Origin of the sequence: Acinetobacter sp. SFA (assembly GCF_001647535.1) — a bacterium.
In the GTDB taxonomy this organism is placed as follows: domain Bacteria; phylum Pseudomonadota; class Gammaproteobacteria; order Pseudomonadales; family Moraxellaceae; genus Acinetobacter; species Acinetobacter pecorum.
In genome coordinates this window covers 1-19166 of record NZ_LSZI01000018.1, presented here as the reverse complement: position 1 = coordinate 19166, position 19166 = coordinate 1, and the positions used below count along the sequence as shown (strand labels likewise).

At 45.3% G+C, this 19166-nt stretch carries 20 protein-coding genes, 5 tRNA genes and 1 other RNA gene; 12 read left to right on the top strand and 14 right to left on the bottom strand.

Going from position 1 to position 19166, the window contains the following annotated elements; translation table 11 throughout:
• The first annotated feature begins 127 nt into the window (after window positions 1–127).
• The 4 genes from AY607_RS09940 (at window position 128) to AY607_RS09925 (ending at window position 3740) form a co-directional block, all read left to right on the top strand.
• The gene (locus AY607_RS09940; protein WP_064102547.1) at window positions 128–613 is read left to right on the top strand and encodes a DUF1289 domain-containing protein; all 486 of its coding nucleotides are present in this window, start codon (window positions 128–130) and stop codon (window positions 611–613) included.
• A 45-nt stretch (window positions 614–658) separates the two neighbouring features.
• Window positions 659–1270 carry a LysE family translocator gene (locus AY607_RS09935; protein ID WP_064102439.1) on the top strand — a complete coding sequence of 204 codons (612 nt, stop codon included), beginning with the start codon at window positions 659–661 and terminating at the stop codon, window positions 1268–1270.
• Between the two features lie 113 nt (window positions 1271–1383).
• Entirely contained in the window at window positions 1384–3177 is a 1794-nt protein-coding gene (locus tag AY607_RS09930) for a DUF2157 domain-containing protein (protein WP_064102438.1), read from the top strand.
• Window positions 3174–3740, top strand: a complete 567-nt coding sequence (locus AY607_RS09925; RefSeq protein ID WP_064102437.1) for a GDYXXLXY domain-containing protein — start codon at window positions 3174–3176, stop codon at window positions 3738–3740. The genes AY607_RS09930 and AY607_RS09925 overlap by 4 nt, the downstream gene beginning before the upstream one ends.
• A 66-nt stretch (window positions 3741–3806) precedes the next feature.
• Here AY607_RS09925 and panD read toward each other — a convergent pair whose 3' ends face one another.
• The 11 genes from panD to AY607_RS09870 form a co-directional block, all read right to left on the bottom strand.
• On the bottom strand, window positions 3807–4187 hold the full coding sequence (panD, locus tag AY607_RS09920; protein WP_008307603.1) for an aspartate 1-decarboxylase: 381 nt from the start codon (window positions 4185–4187) through the stop codon (window positions 3807–3809).
• A 144-nt stretch (window positions 4188–4331) separates the two neighbouring features.
• Window positions 4332–4913, bottom strand: a complete 582-nt coding sequence (gene pth / locus AY607_RS09915) for an aminoacyl-tRNA hydrolase (protein WP_064096351.1) — start codon at window positions 4911–4913, stop codon at window positions 4332–4334.
• Between the two features lie 19 nt (window positions 4914–4932).
• Complete coding sequence (rplY, locus tag AY607_RS09910) at window positions 4933–5229, bottom strand: 50S ribosomal protein L25 (protein WP_004645781.1); 297 nt, start codon at window positions 5227–5229, stop codon at window positions 4933–4935.
• A 98-nt stretch (window positions 5230–5327) separates the two neighbouring features.
• Entirely contained in the window at window positions 5328–6281 is a 954-nt protein-coding gene (locus AY607_RS09905; protein WP_064096350.1) for a ribose-phosphate pyrophosphokinase, read from the bottom strand.
• 36 nt (window positions 6282–6317) lie between these two features.
• Window positions 6318–6392, bottom strand: a tRNA-Gln gene (locus tag AY607_RS09900).
• 92 nt (window positions 6393–6484) lie between these two features.
• Window positions 6485–6559, bottom strand: a tRNA-Gln gene (locus tag AY607_RS09895).
• Between the two features lie 19 nt (window positions 6560–6578).
• Window positions 6579–6653: transfer RNA gene (locus AY607_RS09890), tRNA-Gln, on the bottom strand.
• A gap of 26 nt (window positions 6654–6679) precedes the next feature.
• Window positions 6680–6754: transfer RNA gene (locus AY607_RS09885), tRNA-Gln, on the bottom strand.
• 2 nt (window positions 6755–6756) lie between these two features.
• A complete protein-coding gene (ispE, locus tag AY607_RS09880; protein WP_171255304.1) occupies window positions 6757–7584 on the bottom strand; it encodes a 4-(cytidine 5'-diphospho)-2-C-methyl-D-erythritol kinase in 828 nt (275 codons plus the stop codon).
• A 21-nt stretch (window positions 7585–7605) separates the two neighbouring features.
• A complete protein-coding gene (lolB, locus tag AY607_RS09875) occupies window positions 7606–8184 on the bottom strand; it encodes a lipoprotein insertase outer membrane protein LolB (protein WP_064102435.1) in 579 nt (192 codons plus the stop codon).
• Window positions 8185–8191: 7 nt separating this feature from the next.
• A complete protein-coding gene (locus AY607_RS09870; protein WP_064102546.1) occupies window positions 8192–9904 on the bottom strand; it encodes a tetratricopeptide repeat protein in 1713 nt (570 codons plus the stop codon).
• A 79-nt stretch (window positions 9905–9983) separates the two neighbouring features.
• On the opposite strand from AY607_RS09870, the gene hemA reads away from it, so the two are divergent.
• Window positions 9984–11273: a glutamyl-tRNA reductase gene (gene hemA / locus AY607_RS09865; protein WP_064096347.1), complete on the top strand. Its 1290-nt coding sequence runs from the start codon at window positions 9984–9986 to the stop codon at window positions 11271–11273.
• 138 nt (window positions 11274–11411) lie between these two features.
• On the opposite strand, the gene AY607_RS09860 is transcribed toward hemA, so the two are convergent.
• Window positions 11412–13334: a DNA primase gene (locus AY607_RS09860; RefSeq protein WP_064102434.1), complete on the bottom strand. Its 1923-nt coding sequence runs from the start codon at window positions 13332–13334 to the stop codon at window positions 11412–11414.
• Window positions 13335–13530: 196 nt separating this feature from the next.
• Window positions 13531–14526: an outer membrane protein assembly factor BamD gene (locus AY607_RS09855; RefSeq protein ID WP_064102433.1), complete on the bottom strand. Its 996-nt coding sequence runs from the start codon at window positions 14524–14526 to the stop codon at window positions 13531–13533.
• 71 nt (window positions 14527–14597) lie between these two features.
• On the opposite strand from AY607_RS09855, the gene rluD reads away from it, so the two are divergent.
• The 3 genes from rluD to AY607_RS09840 are packed head-to-tail and all read left to right on the top strand — an operon-like array spanning window position 14598 to window position 17029.
• Window positions 14598–15650, top strand: a complete 1053-nt coding sequence (rluD, locus tag AY607_RS09850; protein WP_064102432.1) for a 23S rRNA pseudouridine(1911/1915/1917) synthase RluD — start codon at window positions 14598–14600, stop codon at window positions 15648–15650.
• Between the two features lie 37 nt (window positions 15651–15687).
• On the top strand, window positions 15688–16428 hold the full coding sequence (gene pgeF, locus AY607_RS09845; RefSeq protein ID WP_064102431.1) for a peptidoglycan editing factor PgeF: 741 nt from the start codon (window positions 15688–15690) through the stop codon (window positions 16426–16428).
• A 40-nt stretch (window positions 16429–16468) separates the two neighbouring features.
• Window positions 16469–17029, top strand: coding sequence for a flavodoxin family protein (locus tag AY607_RS09840; protein ID WP_064096342.1), 561 nt, complete (start codon window positions 16469–16471; stop codon window positions 17027–17029).
• Window positions 17030–17085: 56 nt separating this feature from the next.
• Here AY607_RS09840 and smpB read toward each other — a convergent pair whose 3' ends face one another.
• The gene (gene smpB / locus AY607_RS09835; RefSeq protein WP_064096341.1) at window positions 17086–17565 is read right to left on the bottom strand and encodes an SsrA-binding protein SmpB; all 480 of its coding nucleotides are present in this window, start codon (window positions 17563–17565) and stop codon (window positions 17086–17088) included.
• 139 nt (window positions 17566–17704) lie between these two features.
• Here smpB and coaD point away from each other — a divergent pair, with 139 nt between their 5' ends.
• The 4 genes from coaD (at window position 17705) to AY607_RS09815 (ending at window position 19014) form a co-directional block, all read left to right on the top strand.
• On the top strand, window positions 17705–18196 hold the full coding sequence (coaD, locus tag AY607_RS09830; RefSeq protein WP_004280585.1) for a pantetheine-phosphate adenylyltransferase: 492 nt from the start codon (window positions 17705–17707) through the stop codon (window positions 18194–18196).
• Window position 18197: 1 nt separating this feature from the next.
• Window positions 18198–18461 (top strand): YfhL family 4Fe-4S dicluster ferredoxin, encoded by a 264-nt coding sequence (locus AY607_RS09825; protein WP_064102430.1) that lies wholly within the window; start codon window positions 18198–18200, stop codon window positions 18459–18461.
• A gap of 26 nt (window positions 18462–18487) precedes the next feature.
• Window positions 18488–18865: RNase P RNA component class A (gene rnpB, locus AY607_RS09820), an RNA gene on the top strand.
• A 72-nt stretch (window positions 18866–18937) separates the two neighbouring features.
• A tRNA-Met gene (locus AY607_RS09815) sits at window positions 18938–19014 on the top strand.
• Window positions 19015–19166: the final 152 nt, after the last annotated feature.

Sequence of the window (19166 nt, the reverse complement as noted above, 5' to 3'; positions counted from 1 at the left end):
AAGCGAGTAAAACACGAGGCTTTTAACAGTCTTCAATTCAGGGAGGAGAGCGTGTATAGTCATGCCCGACCCAGGATTTTGTGCAGTAATGCAGATACTGAAAGTTGCAGTATCTTTGGAGTATGTTTTGAGTTCAGATCGTCGTATTGCGTCATTAACCCCATGTGCAGGGCGTTGCTCGACCGTATTTGGTGATGCGGTATGTCGTGGTTGCCGCCGTTTTAATCATGAAGTAATTCACTGGAATACGTATAGTGCCGAGCAGCATCGTGCCGTGTGGCAGCGTCTGGATGCGCAACTGGACCAGATTCTGGTACCACTGTTGCCGCATGCCGATCTTGCCAGGGTACAGGCTTTTGTGCTCTCAAAACGGGTACGTTTGCGTAATGATGCTTCCAAAGGGCGCAAGCTGTATCACGCGTTAAAGCTGTGTGAGAAAAACCGGCATTTTACTGACGATAGTGGATTGGGTATTCATTATAAGCAGGTGCGCCCACTTTGGGATGAGTTCGAACGCCGTATTTTGGCCTTGGCTACCGCCAGCTATGACCTGGCTTTTCTACGGGCAGACGGCATCAGGCAACATCTGATGCATATGCAAGAGGAGGACTAAGTCCTCTTTTTTATGCAGCAAAATAATAACAGCTGAGGGAATGGCGTGAATATCAGTGAATATATCCTGTATTGTCTGGCCGTCGTCCTGATGATTGCCACACCGGGACCGGTGATGCTGCTGGTTGCTAGCACAGGATTAAAAGGTGGCTATGCTGCGGCTTTAAGAACCATTTTCGGCACCAATTTCGCCTCTCTGGTTTTAATTGCTTTATCTATATTAAGTTTGAAAGGTTTGCTGGTTATCAATGCGCATTGGCTAGATGCCATCAAGCTGCTGGGTTGTCTCTATATCGGCTATCTGGGGCTGCAGATATTCCGGGAGGTTTTCTTTGAGCAAGCAGAGTCAATTCAAGAAAAGTTATCTCCGGTACGTGGCGGCTTTCAGCAAGGTTTTCTGGTCGGAATTTCTAATCCGAAAGACATTATTTTCTTTGCGGCTTTTTTCCCCCAGTTTATCGGGATTACGCCCACTCTGGATTTAAGTTTAATAATGCTAACCCTGAGCTGGATCGTACTGGATTTTCTGACTTTATCTTTGGTTTATTTGGGCTTTAACCGTTTGCGTCATTCTCGTCTATATCCACACTTGCTGGCATTGTGCGGTATGGTCCTGGTCATTATTGCCATTTATGGGATATATCAGGTTCTTATTTAATTAAAAAAATTAAGATTGATACACTGAATGATAAGACAGGTTCTATGGCCTAGGCTGGAATTACGGCCAAAAATCATGTTAAGGTAAAATCAAATAAAAGTGCACAGATTAGAATGTCTAAAATATTGCATAAGTCAGACAATCCATTTTCACCGTTGTTATTCATTCAACCTGTTGTCATTCAATACCTGCAGATCATTGGCATTGCGCTAATCGCCATCAGTATCATATATCTGCTGGCAGCAAACTGGTGGATGTTGCCGAAATTTGTGCAGCTGTTTATTCCTCAGATTTTACTGCTTGCTTCAGCGATACTGAGCATACGCTTGGATACCCAGGCTGCCTTGCGGCAAAGTCTGGATGCTGTTTCTGCTCTGATGCTGGGGCTGAGTCTGGCTGTCATTGGACAGATTTATCAGACGGGTGCTGACAGCTATCAGTTATTTCTACTTTGGGCTGTGTTGCTATTGCCTTGGCTGTATCGGCCTAATATTGGTGTATTTGTCTTATTTTGTCTGGTAAGCCAGCTGGCGCTGTATTTTTATTTCAAACAAAGCTTTTGGCTGATACGTGCTGAAACAGCTTATTTTTTGATGTTGAATATTTTTACAGGATTAAGCTTTCTCTTTGCTCTGCGCTATTATCCGGTCTTACGTTATCTGTTTATTCTGCTTATTGTATTCATTTCAATATTGAGTATGTTTCGATTTATCGACTCGAACTCGATCTGGTATTTAGGTTCGGTATTGATCCTGCCAATTTTATTCAGTCGCTATTTTTATGCTCGCCAGCAACAGCTTGAAACCAGTTTGCTGGTCGCAGGTGTGGCACTGAGTTTTAGTGTGCTGATTTTTGATCTGACCCAGCAATACCTGCAAGAGTCGGCCTTGAGTTTACTTGTGCTGGCGATTCTCATTTTCGGCTGGTTTGCAGGAATCAGTACTGTGCTGATGAAACTGTTACCTAAGAGCAAATTTTCTGTCATCCCAATGGCATTAGGTGCCTGGATTGCCGGTATGATCCTGGCAGTTCTACTGCTGACTTATTGGGAAAGTTTTTCCATTTTTATGGGGATTATCTTCATTGGGGTTGCATGGTGGCTGATTCGTGTCAAAAGTTCTATTTTTCTGGGCCAGTTTGCATATTGTCTATGGGTATGTGGCCAGGCGGCTATCCTAATTCATAGCGAATTACTAACCGAAAGTTGGCCGCTGATCTGGCTGATTCAGCTGGGAATTATGTTAGTCACGATCTTAAGCCGCATGCACTGGTGGATCGTCTTTCTGCAATTACTATTGACACATGTGCTGACCATTATAGCTTTATATTCAGCGCTTCATAATGATCATCTGATGACCATTGCCATGTCGATCAACTGGCTGGTTCTGATCGTGGTTTTGGTCGCTGCCGGGTATTGGTTGCAGTCTCACTATAGCCGAAGTATCCAGTTATGGAGCATTTGCGTACTGGCAGCCATGGCAGTGTTTCAAACTCTATTCCACTTGGATCATCGGCAGATAACTGAACATGGTGCTGAAAATGTCATGGTCTTCTATATTCTGCCAATAATCTGGTTATTCAGCTTTATACTTGTGCAGCGACATCAATTTACTCGGCATGATTTATGGCTGATTCCAGTCTTGGGCACAATCCTGATCTGGCTCGGCTATTTTGAGATTCTGGTTATTTTGATGTTGATGGCTTGGGCAATTGCCTATCGGCAGTCTTTGATTCAGGCCTTATCCATCTTGCTGCTGATCTTCTGGTTATGGATGCTGTATTATAATCTGGGTTTAAGTTTCCTGTTTAAAAGCATCAGCATTTTTGCCTCAGGAATATTAGTCTTGGGGCTGGCCCATATTTTAAAACAGCCAAAATCACAACATGCTCAAGGAGAGACAATATGAAAAAGTTTCTTCCTTTGCATTTGGCTATTTTTAGCATCGCCTTATTTTGTGGGTTGATTCTGCAACATGAATGGCATTTAAGGCATAGCCAGAGTATTTATGTAGAGCTGGCTCCTGTGGATCCGCGATCAATTCTGCAGGGGGATTATATGGCTTTGAACTATAATCTGCACTTTAGTGCGACAGCACCTGAAGATGCTACACAACAGCCTGTACCTGAGATCAGTATCAATGATTTTAACAATCAATCGCATGTGATGAGCTATGTACAGCTGGATCGGCAGCGCAGAGTTATTAAAACCAGTTTTAATCGAACTGAGCTGGATCAGTCTAAAACTTTAGCCCGATTAGTTCTGAAAAATCCGCGCAATACATTTGACGGGCTTTATCCGGCTGCCAACAGTTTTATGTTCGCCGAAGGCCTTGAGCCTTGTTATCGCAATGCCAAATTTGCCGAATTAAAAGTACAAGATGATGGCAAGGCTTTGCTGGCAGATCTGGTTGATGATCAGCTTAAATCCTTAAATTGTGAAAGCCGTAAAAACTGGTGGCAGGGGAGTTAATTCTATTTTTATTCGTCCATAAAAAAGTCCACTTTTCGCGGACTTTTTAGAATCTTATCTAAAACCTCAGGCAACTTGTACCGGAATGCAGTTTGCTGTGTGATTCACGGTATTGTCTGGATTTGCATAGACTAAACGTGGCTTGTGAGCATTTGCTTCAGCTTCAGTGAAATCACCGAACGTAGCAATAATTACGATATCACCAACATCGGCCTGATGCGCAGCACCACCATTCACAGAAATAATCCCTGAATTGTCTTCGCCACGAATTGCATAAGTTGCAAAACGTTTACCATTGGTCACGTTCCACACATGAATTTCTTCGTATTCACGAATGCCAGCCAAATCCATCAAAACGCCATCAATTGCACATGAACCTTCATAGTGTAGTTCTGCATGTGTAACGTGAGCGCGGTGAATTTTGCATTTTAATAAACGAGATAGCATGGCTAGCGTCCCCTGAGTTGACCTAAGAGTTTGATCATTTGGTTAAATCAATCTTGCTTGCTGTATGGTGAACAATCGAGCAAACGCATTTTGCGCTTAAATAAACTTTCTGGCAAGCGGAATTGTCCAGCAATTTTTGAATGTTCAGTTCGGCTTATATGCGTTGATTTGATTCATGGCTTGCTGTACTTCACCGTTCACCAGCATTTTTGTGCGGGCGAGGGCATGTGAAATCGCATCATCCATTAAACGCTGTTCGCTGCTAGGCGCTTTACTGAGCACATGACCGGAAACACGGTCTTTGGCACCAGGATGACCAATGCCAATGCGAAGGCGATGGAAGTTTGGACCGATATGCGGCACGATATCGCGTAAACCGTTATGACCCCCGTGACCACCGCCAGTTTTCAGGCGAATGATGCCAGGATTCATATCCAGTTCATCATGGGCAATCAGGATTGATTCAGGTGCGATATTGTAGAATTTGGCGAAAGGAACAACACTTTTACCGGAAAGATTCATAAAAGTTGTTGGGAGAAGGAGACGGACGTCTTGACCTTCAATATTGCCACGACCGCTAAATCCGTTGAATTTTGGGTCTTTTTTAAGATTAATGCCATATTGGTCTGCAAGGCGTTCTACGAACCAGAAGCCTGCATTATGGCGGGTTTGGGCATACTCAGAACCTGGGTTACCCAAACCTACAATCAGTGAAATATTTGACACTAATTTACACCATTAACACTTATGCGCGTTTGAAGTCAGCGTGCATTGGTGTGTTTTTAGCTGGGTGACGTTGTAACGCTTGGATTTTCACGCTTTCAACTTTACCGTCTACATCAATTTCGATAACTTCTTCAAAGAATGAATTGTTTTCTAAGAATTTAACAAGCTGACGAAGCTCAACAGTAATTGCTACAGGAGCAGCTTCACCACCGTAGATGATTGCAGGAACTTTAGCTTGAAGACGAAGGCGGCGGCTCGCACCTTTCCCTTGAACTGCTTCTTCACGTGCTGCTGCGTTTAATACGAAGTTTGCCATGATAGACATCCTATTTAAGTTAAATGAACCAGACTTGCGACCAGTCTGGTGAGTAAAAGCCCTACCAAATGGCAGGGCTTTGAAAATTCAGCGCTCTATTATAGATAAGAATCGAACATTGCGCTAATAGATTCTTCGTTGTTGATACGACGAATTGTTTCGGCAACCATGCTGGCTACTGAAACCTGGCGAATCTTACCCAGTGCTAAAGCTTCATCTGAAAGAGGAATGGTATCAGTCACAACCAGTTCATCAATTACAGAATTCTTTAAGTTTTCAAGTGCTTTACCAGAAAGTACTGGATGTGTTGCATATGCAACCACCTTGCGAGCACCGAAGGTTTTCAATGCATCAGCAGCTTTGCATAGCGTACCAGCCGTATCTACCATGTCATCAACAATGACACAATCACGATCTTTAACATCACCAATCAAATGCATCACTTGTGATTCATTCGCTTTTTGACGACGTTTATCGATGATTGCAAGATCGATATCACCCATTTGTTTCGCAACAGCACGTGCGCGCACTACACCACCCACGTCAGGTGAAACCACCATCAGGTTGTGATGCGATTGCTGACGAAGATCAGCTAAAAGCGCAGGAGTACCGTAGATGTTGTCTACAGGGATATCGAAGAAGCCTTGGATCTGGTCAGCGTGCAAGTCGATCATCACAACGCGGTCAATCCCGACAGTAGTCAGCATGTCTGCAACGACTTTAGCGGTAATTGGCACACGGCTTGAACGTGGACGACGGTCTTGACGAGCATAACCAAAATAAGGAATCACGGCAGTAATACGACCAGCACTTGCACGACGCAAAGCATCAGCCATCACCAGGATTTCCATCAGGTTATCATTGGTTGGGGCACAAGTAGGCTGTACGATAAATACGTCTTTACCACGAACGTTTTCAGTAATCTCGACAGCAATTTCACCGTCAGAGAACTGACCTACAGAGGCAGCGCCTAGAGGAATATGTAAGTGACTTACGACTTTTTGAGCGAATTGTGGATGCGCAGATCCACTAAAAACGACAAGATTGGGCATGAAGCACCCTTGGCGGTTGGGATATATGGGAATAGATGGCAGGGGTAGCTGGATTCGAACCAACGGATGCCGAGATCAAAACCCGGTGCCTTACCACTTGGCGATACCCCTAATGCGGCAGAACTTTAATATTTTTGCGGTAAAGTGTCAAGGTAAATTAACAGTCTTACAGCAAATGAGTGCTCTGTCTTTTTTCGAGAAAATGGCAGGGGCGGCTGGATTCGAACCAACGGATGCCGAGATCAAAACCCGGTGCCTTACCACTTGGCGACGCCCCTAAATTGATGAACTGTAAGATGGCAGGGGTAGCTGGATTCGAACCAACGGATGCCGAGATCAAAACCCGGTGCCTTACCACTTGGCGATACCCCTAATACAGTACATCTACAGGTGAAGAATGGCAGGGGTAGCTGGATTCGAACCAACGGATGCCGAGATCAAAACCCGGTGCCTTACCACTTGGCGATACCCCTATCTACACTTTAAACTGAACTAAAGGTGATTCTTGTAAACTGTTGACCAGGTAAGCTTTACATGGTGCATTTGCAAGAATATCTTCGATATTCAGATTTTCAGTGACTTCAATAAACACACAAGCACCTGTACCTGTAAGCTTTGCTTTTCCGAACTGGTCGAGATATTGCATTGCTTCATCGACTTCAGGATATAAGCTTCTTGCCAGTGGCTCAAAGTTATTTCCAAAATCAGATGGCGTTTCCTGATAGGCGCAAAATTTAGAGCTCTTCGTGTCTCTTGTCAATGCTTTTTGCGAAAAAAGCAGTTGAGTGCTGATAAAACAATCAGGTTTTAACACAATGAATTTTTTTTGATCTAAGTCTATGAATGTTAAGTGTTCACCAATGCCTTCAGCCCAGGCATTTTTACCATGCACAAATATCGGGACATCTGCACCTAGCTTGACCCCAAGCTCTGCCAGTTGTTCAACATTTAAACCGCACTGCCAGAGCTGGTTTATCACAATCAGGGTCGTCGCGGCATTGGAAGACCCTCCACCCAGACCTGCACCCATCGGAATGTTTTTTTCCAGACGGATCTTTAGCCCGCAAGGCGTTTTGGCATAAGGCTTCAACAACTGTATTGCCCGATAGATTAAATTCTGTTCCAGATCGACAGAGGCCAGACCTTCAATCTGAATCGCATCATCGGCACTTGGTTCAAGCTCCAGCCAGTCATACAGGTCAATCAGCTGAAAAATACTTTGTAGTTCATGATAGCCATTTTCACGGCGACCGGTAATATGTAAGAACAAATTCAGTTTAGCAGGCGAAGGAACACGAATTATCATGGGCTGGAATCAGGTCAATTAACGGTTTTCAATGATCATTGTAATACGGTTTTCCGCGCCATTTTCAAGTGACTGCTTTAAAATCAAGCGGTTTGGCATTCTGGCCTGCGCATTATAATTAAGATCGACTGTCCAGCCCTGTTCCATAATCTGGCTAATCCGTTGCGTGTCGTCTTTTTGTAATTTTGCAGAGGTAGTTGCAGGACGGGCCTGTACCCAGTCCACTAAATAACTGATCGGTGCTTGCCAGCCGGTTGCACGTTGCAGTAATTCTTCGGCACTGGCTGCTTGAATCACACCGGTTTTTGCGCTGTTTAAGGTTACTTGTCCCGGGGTGCCAGAAATTTGGGTTTTACCCACGCCTAAGATACCGCTGAGCTCAATATCAAATTCTTCCTGCTGTTGTACCCAGGTAAAGAATGCACTGCCAGTCTGTTGAGGAGTGCGAACACCAATTTTACCTTGCAGCTGGAATTGATTGTCTGCTTGGACAGAAGGCGTCACGGGCTTTTGTGGATTGATCATCTGCTGACAGCCAGTCAAGAATAAGGCAGTTGCTGCAAAGGCACAGCAACCCAATTGGCTCAAATTGCGCATAAATAAATTAACTCGTTTGGGTTTGTGGTGCTAACAATAGCGAATTAAGTTGTTTCAATTCTGGGTCATTTGGATGATTTTGTTGTAATTGTTGTAACACTTGATGAAATTGTTGCAGATCACCTTTCATGTATAACGCACGGGCATAACGCACGCCAATCTTCACATTCGGGTTCAACTGATAAGCTTTGTAGAGCACGTCCGCAGCCGTGGCAAAGTCATTCTGTAAATAACAGATATAACCATAGGTATCCAAAATTGATGCCTGTTCTGGTGCATATTCCAGTGCCTGTTCGACATAGCGACGTGCTTCTTCCAGACGGCGGTTCTGCATCGCCAGAGTATAGGCATAGGCATTCAGATAGGTCGGACTATTCGGTTCAATGTTGAGTAAAGTAGTGAGTAGTTCGTCCAGCTTGACGCGATCCTGGTGCGGGTCCAGTAACAGGACTTGCGCGTAAACCAGTTCAGGGTCATCCGGCAGATTTTTGCTGGCTTCTTCCAGCAGGCGAATAGCGGCTTTTTTGTTCTGCATACGCGTCAAGATATCTGCCTGGGCCAGATAGAGAAAGCTGGCATGTTGCGGATAATTCACCCTTTCCTGGGTTAAGAAACGCAGTGCATCATGCAGTTTATCCTGCTGGGCGAAAATTGAGATTATATTGCGACGTGATACAGTATACAGACTGCCATCGACCAGACGGTAATAGGCTTTAGCCGTTTCGTAATGCTGTTTGCGTTCCGCATTGACAGCAAGATAGTAATAGGCTTCGTTCTGATATTGCGGAGAATAACGCAGTTCGACCAGATATTTTTCGGCCTTTTCGTATTCTTCCAGATCAATGCTGGTCAGTCCGGCAATGAACAGGGCCTCTTCAGCAGTCGGCCATTTCTTTAAAATATCCTGCAGTTTTTTCAGCGCCAAACTTGCTTCATTCAGCTTGACCAGATATTTGACTTCAGCCAGACGTACGTCCAGATTATTGCGGTGCTTGCGGCTGGATTTTGCATACCATTCCCGTGTGGCATTGGCATCGCCTAACGCGTTGAGCAGGTTGGCCTTCATTAGAATATAACCGGTTGCCTTTGGACGTTTCTTCAAGGCACGGTTAATCGTGTTTAACGCCTGTTCCAGCTGGCCATTTTGTGCTTCCAGGCCGGCCACAAGGACGAGAATAGACGGATTGTCCCGAGCCTTGGTGGTGCTTAAGGCCTGAATCAGATAAGTACGATCCTCTGTTCCTTCTGGTGAAATCCCCGCCAGAATTTCTTCCAGATCGGCGCTATCATCAATTTGCAGGATTTTTTCCAAGGTCTCTGCAGCCAGTTCATACTCATGCGCTTTTAAAGCAATATGCGATAAATAAAATAGGGCAGGGACATCTTGCGGTTCTTGTACCACCCAGTGTGTGGAAATGTCCAGAGCCGCCTGCAAGTCATTATGTTCTAGTGCAACATTTAATGCGCGCTGTTTGACTGAAGTGGAATTGCTCTTGATCGCCAGCACCGTATAGTTGTGCAAAGCAGTGGGAATGTCATGGGCAGCGATGGCAAACTCGGCCATCATACTTTGTTTTATCGCATCATAATTATGATTTGCATGGTAAACTGCTTCCGCTGCATAGAGATGTGCAGTCGAAGCCATGCTACCCACCAGTAGGAATGTGGTAGAATATTGCTTAATTGTAGGGCCGTTGATACGGCTGATTGTTTGACGCAATTTTTTCTTGATCCAAGTAATGCTTTTTATGACACCGATGTTGCACAATAGCATAAATTTAGTGAAATGATGACCTGATATGTCTTTCTTTGCATTGGGTGTCAACCATCAAACTGCCTCTGTAGAATTGCGGGAACAGGTGGCTTTTAACCCTGAAAAGTTAAGAGACATTCTTGCCGAACAAAGCCAGCACCCTGAACTGAATGACATGGTGGTGGTGTCTACATGTAACAGGACCGAAGTTTATGCCATGTCAGAAAACGCTGACATGGTGCTGAACTGGCTCGCCCAAAAAAATGGGGTGGATGTCAAGCAACTGCAGCAGCATGTCTATCGTTACGAAAATGCGCAGGCAGTAACTCACTTGATGCGTGTCGCCAGTGGTCTGGATTCACTGATGTTGGGTGAACCGCAAATTCTGGGACAGGTCAAAACCGCCCTCTCTTTGGCCAAAGACTCTCATACAGTTTCGCGTGATCTCAACCGGATTTTTGAATATGCCTTTTATGCCGCCAAACGCGTGCGTTCGGAAACGGCTGTCGGCAGCCATGCCGTCTCGATGGGATATGCGGTGGCGCAACTTGCTCTGCAAGTATTTAGTCACCCTGACAAGCTGACCATTATGATCGTGGCAGCCGGGGAAATGAACAGTCTGGTGGCCAAACACCTCGCAGAGATGGGGGTAGGCAAGATCATTATCTGTAACCGTACCCGCGAGCGTGCGGATATTCTGGCACAGGAAATTGCACATCGGGTTGAGGTCGAAATTATAGATTTTGATCAGCTTGCAGAAAATCTGCATCGTGCCGATGTCATTTCCAGTTGTACCGGCAGTTTGCATCAGGTGATCCATTTTGCCGATGTGAAGGCTGCACTGAAAAAACGCCGTTACCAGCAGATGCTGCTGGTCGATCTGGCCGTACCGCGCGATATTGATGCCAAAGTAGAAAGCCTGGACGGGGTTTATCTGTATGGGGTCGATGACCTGCAAAGTGTCATTGAGGAAAATCTGGCACAGCGGCGTCAGGCTGCGGTTGAAGCCGAGATCATGGTCAATCAGTTGGCTACAGAACTGCTGACCCAGCAAAAGGTCAAACAGGCCGGGGCGACCATTCATGCTTACCGTGACCACGGGGAAACATTACGTCAGGAAGAGCTGGCATTGGCAATGCAGCGTATTGCCAAGGGCGAAAAGGCGGAAACGGTACTGGCCGATTTTTCACATCGCTTAACCCAAAAACTGTTGCATCCAACTTCTATTGTGCTGCGTGAAGCAGCCAAAGCGGAAGATCCTGCCTATTTTGAGCTGTTACAGGAAGAACTGGGCAATGTAGTTGCGAAGCGTCGTAAATCCAGGCACTCACTGTAATCAGCATGATGAGAGGCTTGGTTCTTTGCGGATTTGTACTTCAACATAAAACCCAGCCTGATTATTTGAGAAAATTATAAATAATACTGTGATCTAGTCTGACTTCATTTGATTCAAAAGAATCAATAATTTGAAAAATCAGTCTTCTAACAGGGTCATCGAGCGTTTGCGATCAATCTCATAAATCTGCATTTTCAGGTTTTTCATTTCAGCAATGCTGCTAAATTTCTTGGATTTAATCTTATTTTTCAAGCACTGATATTGCAGCTTGGTTGAAAAATCAGCCGCGAGCTTATCGGCCTGTTCTGGCGATGAGGTGTAATCGCTGACATTGGCATGCTGCAAAATATGCTGCAGTTCATGATGATGGGCTGCGCAGGCACCGAGCACATAATAGATCGACAGTTCTGGGTCATCCGGCAGGTCATCAAAAATCACATTCAGAATATTCAGAATTTTAAACAGCAGCTGATCTTCAGAGACCAGCGCGCGCAACGGTTCAAAATGAATATACAGATAAGGGTGATTCATCAAGATCGCAATTACATATTCTTCGGCATCAATTTTGGTACTAAAGCTTAAGGATGCATCCGTATTGACCTTGGGTTGCCATTTACGGTTAAAGCCCAGTTTTTCACGGAAAAATTGCTGCAGCAGATAACGGAAGGAACCGTGTTTGGGCAGTAACTCGGTCAGATTTTTTAGTTCACCCATGACCTGACTTTTACCTTCAGGCGTGGTGATGTCCTGATTTTGGGTCAGATGGGCAAATACGAAGTCCGACATCAGTGGCGCCTGTTCCAGCAAGCGTCTGAAGTTTTCTATCCCTTCACGGCGGATCAATGAATCCGGGTCATGGTCAGCGGGCAAAACAAAGAACTTCAGCTCTCGGCCATCATTTAGCAGGGGCAGGGCAATGTCCAGAGTACGGCGTGCCGCTTTTTGACCGGCAGCGTCCCCATCAAAGGCAATGGTCAGCCGATTGCTCTGTTTGAACAGAATATTTAGGTGATCCGTATTACTGGCTGTACCTAAAGTGGCTACTGCGCCATGAATGCCATATTGCTGGAGCGCAATCACATCCATATAGCCTTCGACCATTAGCCATTCTTGGGCTTTCTGTTTGCGGCCTTCATACAGACCGTAAAGCAACTGGTTTTTATGGAAGACTTCAGAATCTGGCGAGTTGATATATTTTGGCTTGATCTCGTCATTGAGTGCGCGACCACCAAAACCAACTACACGACCCTTGGTATCACGGATCGGGAAAATGACACGTTCACGCAGCAGGTCAAAATCACGGCCACTGTCGCTGGTGCGAATCAGACCTAAAAGTTTTAAGCCCTCAATATCCTGAGGAAAGGCTTTTTCCAGATGTTGCCAGTCTTCAGGCGCGTAGCCTAAGCGCCAATAAGCAATGGTCTCTGCAGTCAGACCACGCTGCTTGAAATATTGCTGAGCACTTGAGCTATTTGGGAGTTGGCGCTCATAGAACTGCGCGATATTTTCCAGCAGATCATAGAGATTGCCATCTTGCTGAACTTCCGCCATCGGCAGGTGCTCAAAAGAAGCAAAAGGGTCACCATAAAAATCCTGTTCGGCTGCCTGAAACTCTGCAAATGGGTCAAAACTCGCTGTAGATACAGCAGTATTATTTTCTGTTGCTGCATTATTTTGTTGCGGCTGAGCTTGTGGAACAGCTTGAGCAGGCGCAATTTTGGGCTTGGCTGCTTCACGTTTATATTTTAATTTATTGGAATCGGTATTGTCTTTAGGCAGTTCGATGCCGGTCTGGCTGGACAGGTCCTTCATTACTTCGACGAAATTACGGCTGCCAATGTCCATCAAAAAACGGATGGCATTGCCATTAGCCTGACAACCAAAACAGTGAAAATACTGTTTATCGCGATAGACGTGAAAAGACGGTGATTTTTCCTGATGAAACGGACAGCAGCCCGAATAAGTACGGCCAGTTTTTTTTAGTTTCACGTATTGACCAATCACATCGACAATATCGGTGCGATCGAGAATCTGATCAATCGTATGCTGAGGAATGGCCATGGTCTGCTGAGCTTCTCGTGCTGCGTTATTTAGGGGTTAAATCATTGAAAATTAAGAGCCGGATGATTGTTCCAACCCTATAAATGAATTACTTGGTATAACCTTTTTACACAATTTGTTCAAGCATTGCTCAGAAAATGCAAAAGGGCAAGTATGATAACTTGCCCTTTGCAAAAATGCACCTGTAACAGTTGGCTTATTCAGCAGTCGGTTCAGCTTGCTCGGTTGTTGTATTTTTCGGACGGTCGAGTAAACCAAACGTCATACGATTGGTCAGGCTGCGTTTTTCTGTCAGTGATTCTGGAGATTGGGTAGAAGGATCCGTTACAGTCTTGGCTTCTTTACCAAAAATACCCAAGGTTGCGCGGTTAAAGAAGCTGCCTTCACTACGTGCTGCACGCAGGTTCACCGTACCATTGGCATTCACCAGGCCAGGATAGTTCAGTTTGAGCACTTCAATATATTGCTGTGAAGTGGCTTTATCGCCCAGTTTGTCATAGCCATAGGCAACTGTTGCCAAGGCTTCCGGAATCTGCGGAGTTTGTGGATAATGTTCAATTACCCACAAGCCACGCTCCACTGCTGCCAGATAAGCCTTACGCTTGATATTGAAACGTGCTGCATTCATTTCATGCTCAGCCAGTTCCTGACCGATAAACTTCATACGCTGTGCTGCATCCACTGCATACGTGCTAGATGGGTAACGGCGAATGAAATCGACAAAATTCTGGTAAGCCAATTTCAGGTAGCTGACATCACGGTGTGACTGTTTCAGTGAGGTATAACGCATCAGACCGTTATAGTTCTGTTCCATGTTGGCGACACCACGTACATAGTAGGCGTAGTCGACATTTGGATGTTGCGGGTTCAGACGGATAAAACGCTCTGCCAGTGTAACTGCAGCTTCATATTCTTTTTGCTGGAATTTTACATACAACAGCTCAAGCTGGGCTTGTGGAGCGTACTGACTGGTCGGGAAATAAGTTTCCAGCGCTTCTAGCTGTTTTGCTGCATCGGTATATTGATTACGATCTAGCGCTTTCTGTGCTTTTTGAATATAAACCTGTTCGCTAGATTCCGGACCTTTATCCACGACGTCTTTTTTTGTTGGATTACTGCTACAGCCTACCATTGCCGATGCAATGCCTAATGTCACAGCAAGCATTGTCATTTTATAATGTGGTAGCGACATAAAAATTCCTCTGTTAATACGGGCAATGAGCTACAATTGCACTATTAAACCACTTTTGTCTGAATGAGCAAATGAGTCAAGCACAATCTTCCAATTCTAATATCCCTGATACTGATTTCAATTTACTTGAAGATTCTGAGGATGCAGATAACCATACTTCAGAAGCAACTGCAACACGTTTATCGTTGCAATTTCAACTGGATGAAACTTATATCGGGCAACGGATCGATCAGATTGCAGCGATGGTCTGGAGCGATTTTTCCCGAGAAAAATTAAAGCAATGGATCAAAGAAGGTAATTTATTGGTGAATGGCCAACCGGTCAAGCCTAAATTTAAAAGTGATGGTTTCGAAATCCTGACCTTAAATGTCGAGCTTGAAGCGCAAACGCGCAGCCTGCCGGAAGACATTCCACTGGATATCATCTATGAAGACGAAGATATTATCGTCATCAACAAACCAGTCGGTATGGTGGTACATCCGGGTGCCGGCAATACCTCGGGCACCTTGGTGAATGCTTTATTACACCACTATCCAAAATCTTCTGAGCTGGCGCGAGCAGGTCTGGTACATCGTATCGATAAAGATACCAGCGGTTTATTGGTGGTTGCTAAAAATCTGGAAGCACAGTTTGCCTTAAGCAAACAGCTTGAGAAGAAATCGGTGTATCGTCTCTATGATCTGGTGGTTTACGGCAACATTATTGCTGGCGGCACCATTGATGAGCCGATCAAACGCCATCCGGTGGATCGTGTAAAAATGGCAGTTCTGCCAGGCGGCAAGGATGCAGTAACCCATTACAATGTTAAAGAGCGGTTCCAGCACTTCACCCGTGTTCAGGCACGTCTGGAAACCGGACGTACCCATCAGATTCGTGTGCATTTTAGCTATATCGGCTATGGCCTGGTGGGTGATCAGGTATATATGCCGCGTGTCCGTATGCCTGCAGGCGCATCGCAATTGCTAGATGATACTTTACGTGGCTTTAAGCGTCAGGCTTTACATGCCGTGCAACTGGGGCTGAAACATCCGCGTACCAAAGAAGAAATGACCTTTGAAGCACCGTGGCCGGAAGACTTTGCCAATCTGGTGGAAGTGCTGCGTACCGAAAACAAAGCCTATTAATCTTTTTATTTAGCTCGCGTCAAAGCAAGGAATCGAGATGCAATTTGTACCAGGACTTCCACCAGGTGTGTATGTGGGTCAGACCCGTGTTTATCATGCGAAAGTGCAGCCATCTACACAGCCTGAACTTGCAGGTTTTAATCTGGCCTTGCATGTGCAGGATGATGCGCAACGGGTACAACAGCATCGTATGGCTTTACTGCAGGATTTCGCTGCCTTTGGCGTAGATAAAATTACCTGGATGACCCAGACGCATAGCACCATCTGTCATACGGTTAATGAGCAGATGCCTTTTGAGGCACTGGTAGGAGATGGTCTGGTGACGCAGCGTAAACAGCATGCTCTGATGATGATGACTGCAGACTGTTTGCCAGTTGTATTAGGCAATGCGGAAGGTATGGAAGTTGCGAACTTGCATGCCGGCTGGCGGGGACTCGCAGGAGGTATTATCGAAAATACCCTTGCAGCCATGCAGACTCCGCCGACTTGGGCGTGGCTCGGTGCAGCCATTAGTCAACCTTGTTTTGAAATTGGTGCTGAAGTAAAAGCAGCTTTTTGTGAGAAATATCCTGAACTGGACAGTGCGTTTCAGCCCGGTGGACAGGCTGGTAAATATTATGCTGACCTGTATGCGATTGCGCGTTATATCTTGCAGCAACACGGCATAAATACCGTATTGGGTGGGGATCAGTGTTCTTATCGTCAGGCGGATGAATATTTCTCTTATCGCCGCGAAGCTAAAACCGGGCGTATGGCGACATTCGTGTTTATGACATGAAAATGTTAAACTTAACTGAATTTTTTGGCTTTTGAGCGTTATGTCCCTATCTTCCAAATCTGTTGCGATTGTTTATCACAGTCCTTATGGACACACGGCTAAAGTGGCAAATTTTATTGCCGATGGTGCACGGGAAACCGGTGTTCAGGTACATATGATGAATGTCGAACATATAGACTGGGAGGTGCTGGACGCTGCCGATGCGATTATCTTTGGCTGTCCAACCTATATGGGTAGCCTGACAGCTGCCATGAAGCTGTTTATGGAACAGTCTTCCAAGCGCTGGCTGGCACGTAGCTGGCAGGGTAAGCTGGCAGCAGCCTTTACCAATGGTGGCGGACTCAGTGGCGACAAGTTGGCAGTATTGCAGCAGATCAACCTGTTCGCCATGCAGCATGGCATGTTGTGGAGTGGCTTGCCATTAATGCCGACAGGACGTGCCGTCACGGATCTGAACCGGATGTCGAGCTTTTTGGGTTTAATGACCCAGTCGGATAATGCGCCAGTAGAGTTGACCCCGCCTGAAGGTGATTTAAAAACTGCATTCTGGTTTGGTGAGTATATTGCCCTGACGCTTGCGCGACTAAATAGTCATACTTAAAATCATAAAAAAAACCTCCAAATGCGGAGGTTTTTTTATATGCAACTTTTAATCCATTATTTATGGAAAATTCGCGCTTTATCACGTTGCCAGTCACGGTCTTTTTCAGTAGCACGTTTGTCATGGAGTTGCTTACCTTTGACCAGGGCAATTTCCAGCTTGGCATGCGGGCCTTTCCAGTAGCAGGCCAACGGTACGCAGGAATAACCTTTTTGATTAATTGCACCTTGCAATTTTTCAATTTCACGACGGTTCAGCAACAGCTTGCGAGTACGGGTTGCTTCAGGCACTACATGGGTCGAGGCGCTTAACAAAGGTTGAACCTGAGCACCAAACAGGAAAGCTTCACCATTTTTAAAGGTAATATAGCTTTCGACAATGGTCATACGCCCAGCGCGCATTGATTTGACTTCCCAGCCTTTTAATGAAAGCCCCGCTTCAAATTTCTCTTCAATAAAATAATCGTGGCGGGCACGTTTATTCAGTGCAATGGTACCGCCATTATTTTTTTTTACTACAATAGATGCTTTCGCCATAATCTGATACTTCCAAACGTGCTGCTATTGTACCGCAACTAGAAATAAGGTGAAGTTTTTTAAATTAATGAGGATTATTCACCAAAAAAACAAGTTTTTGCTAAAATAAGATTCTACATAACAAACAGAGTACAAATGGATGTCTAAAACTCGTGTGATTTATCCGGGGACTTTTGATCCAATTACCAATGGACATATTGATTTGGTAACACGCGCAGCGCGAATGTTTGATGAAGTCGTAGTGGCGATTGCCATTGGTCATCATAAGAATCCGGTATTCAGTCTGGAAGAACGTGTTGCATTGGCGAAAGAGTCATTGAGTCATTTGGACAATGTTGAATTTGTAGGTTTTGATGGTTTGCTCGTCAATTTTTTTCGTGAGCAAAAGGCGACTGCTGTATTGCGTGGTTTGCGTGCAGTGTCTGATTTTGAGTATGAATTTCAGCTGGCCAATATGAACCGGCAGCTGGACTCCCACTTTGAAGCAGTGTTTTTGACCCCTTCAGAGCAATATTCTTTTATTTCATCCACTTTAGTGCGTGAAATTGCTCGATTAAGAGGTGATGTAACCAAGTTTGTACCACCAAACGTGGTTGCTGCCTTCGAGCGTAAACTTCAACAAGGTTGGTAGCGTGTCTTTATATATCACCGATGAATGCATTAACTGTGATGTCTGTGAACCTGTATGCCCGAATGAGGCGATTTTCATGGGTGAAGTCATCTATGAAATTAACTCGGACCTGTGTACGGAGTGCGTCGGACATCATGATCAACCGCAGTGCCAGCTGTTCTGTCCGGTGGATTGTATTCCACTGGATCCGAATCATGCTGAAACGCAGGAACAGCTGCAAGCCAAGTATGAAAAACTGACTGCTCAAAAAACATCAAGCAATTAGTCTGGATATTTGGTACTATGCCGCTCGAAGTGAGCCAGACGATCGCTGCTGTGGAAATCTCCGTGATTGAAGCAGGGGAGGAAAGTCCGGGCTTCATAGGGCAAGGTGCCAGGTAACGCCTGGGCGGTGCAAACCGACGGCAAGTGCAGCAGAGAGAAGACCGCCTTCATTATGTTTTCGAGCAATCGGAATCGGAGGTAAGGGTGAAAGGGTGCGGTAAGAGCGCACCGCATGGCTGGTAACAGTTCATGGCGAGGTAAACCCCACCGGAAGCAAGACCAAATAGGAATCCATTAGGCATGGCCCATGCTGGATTCGGGTAGGTCGCTTGAGCGCATGAGTGATTGTGCGCCTAGAGGAATGATCGTTCACGACAGAACCCGGCTTATCGGCTCACTTCAACAAATTTTGATCAAACAGCACAATATGGGGTTGACGCTCTTTAAAGAAAATCCCATAATGCGCGCACAGTTTAAGGCTATGTAGCTCAGTTGGTTAGAGCACCGCACTCATAATGCGGGGGTCACAGGTTCAAGTCCCGTCATAGCCACCATATTCTGAAAAAACCCACTCCGATTGAGTGGGTTTTTTTATGTCTTAATTTTATTTTGATTAGTTTGAATATCTGAATAGCCACCGATTTTGTAGACACTCTTTAGTTAGATAAAATGGCTAATTAACGAGGTGTTTATGAGCAGTAGCAAA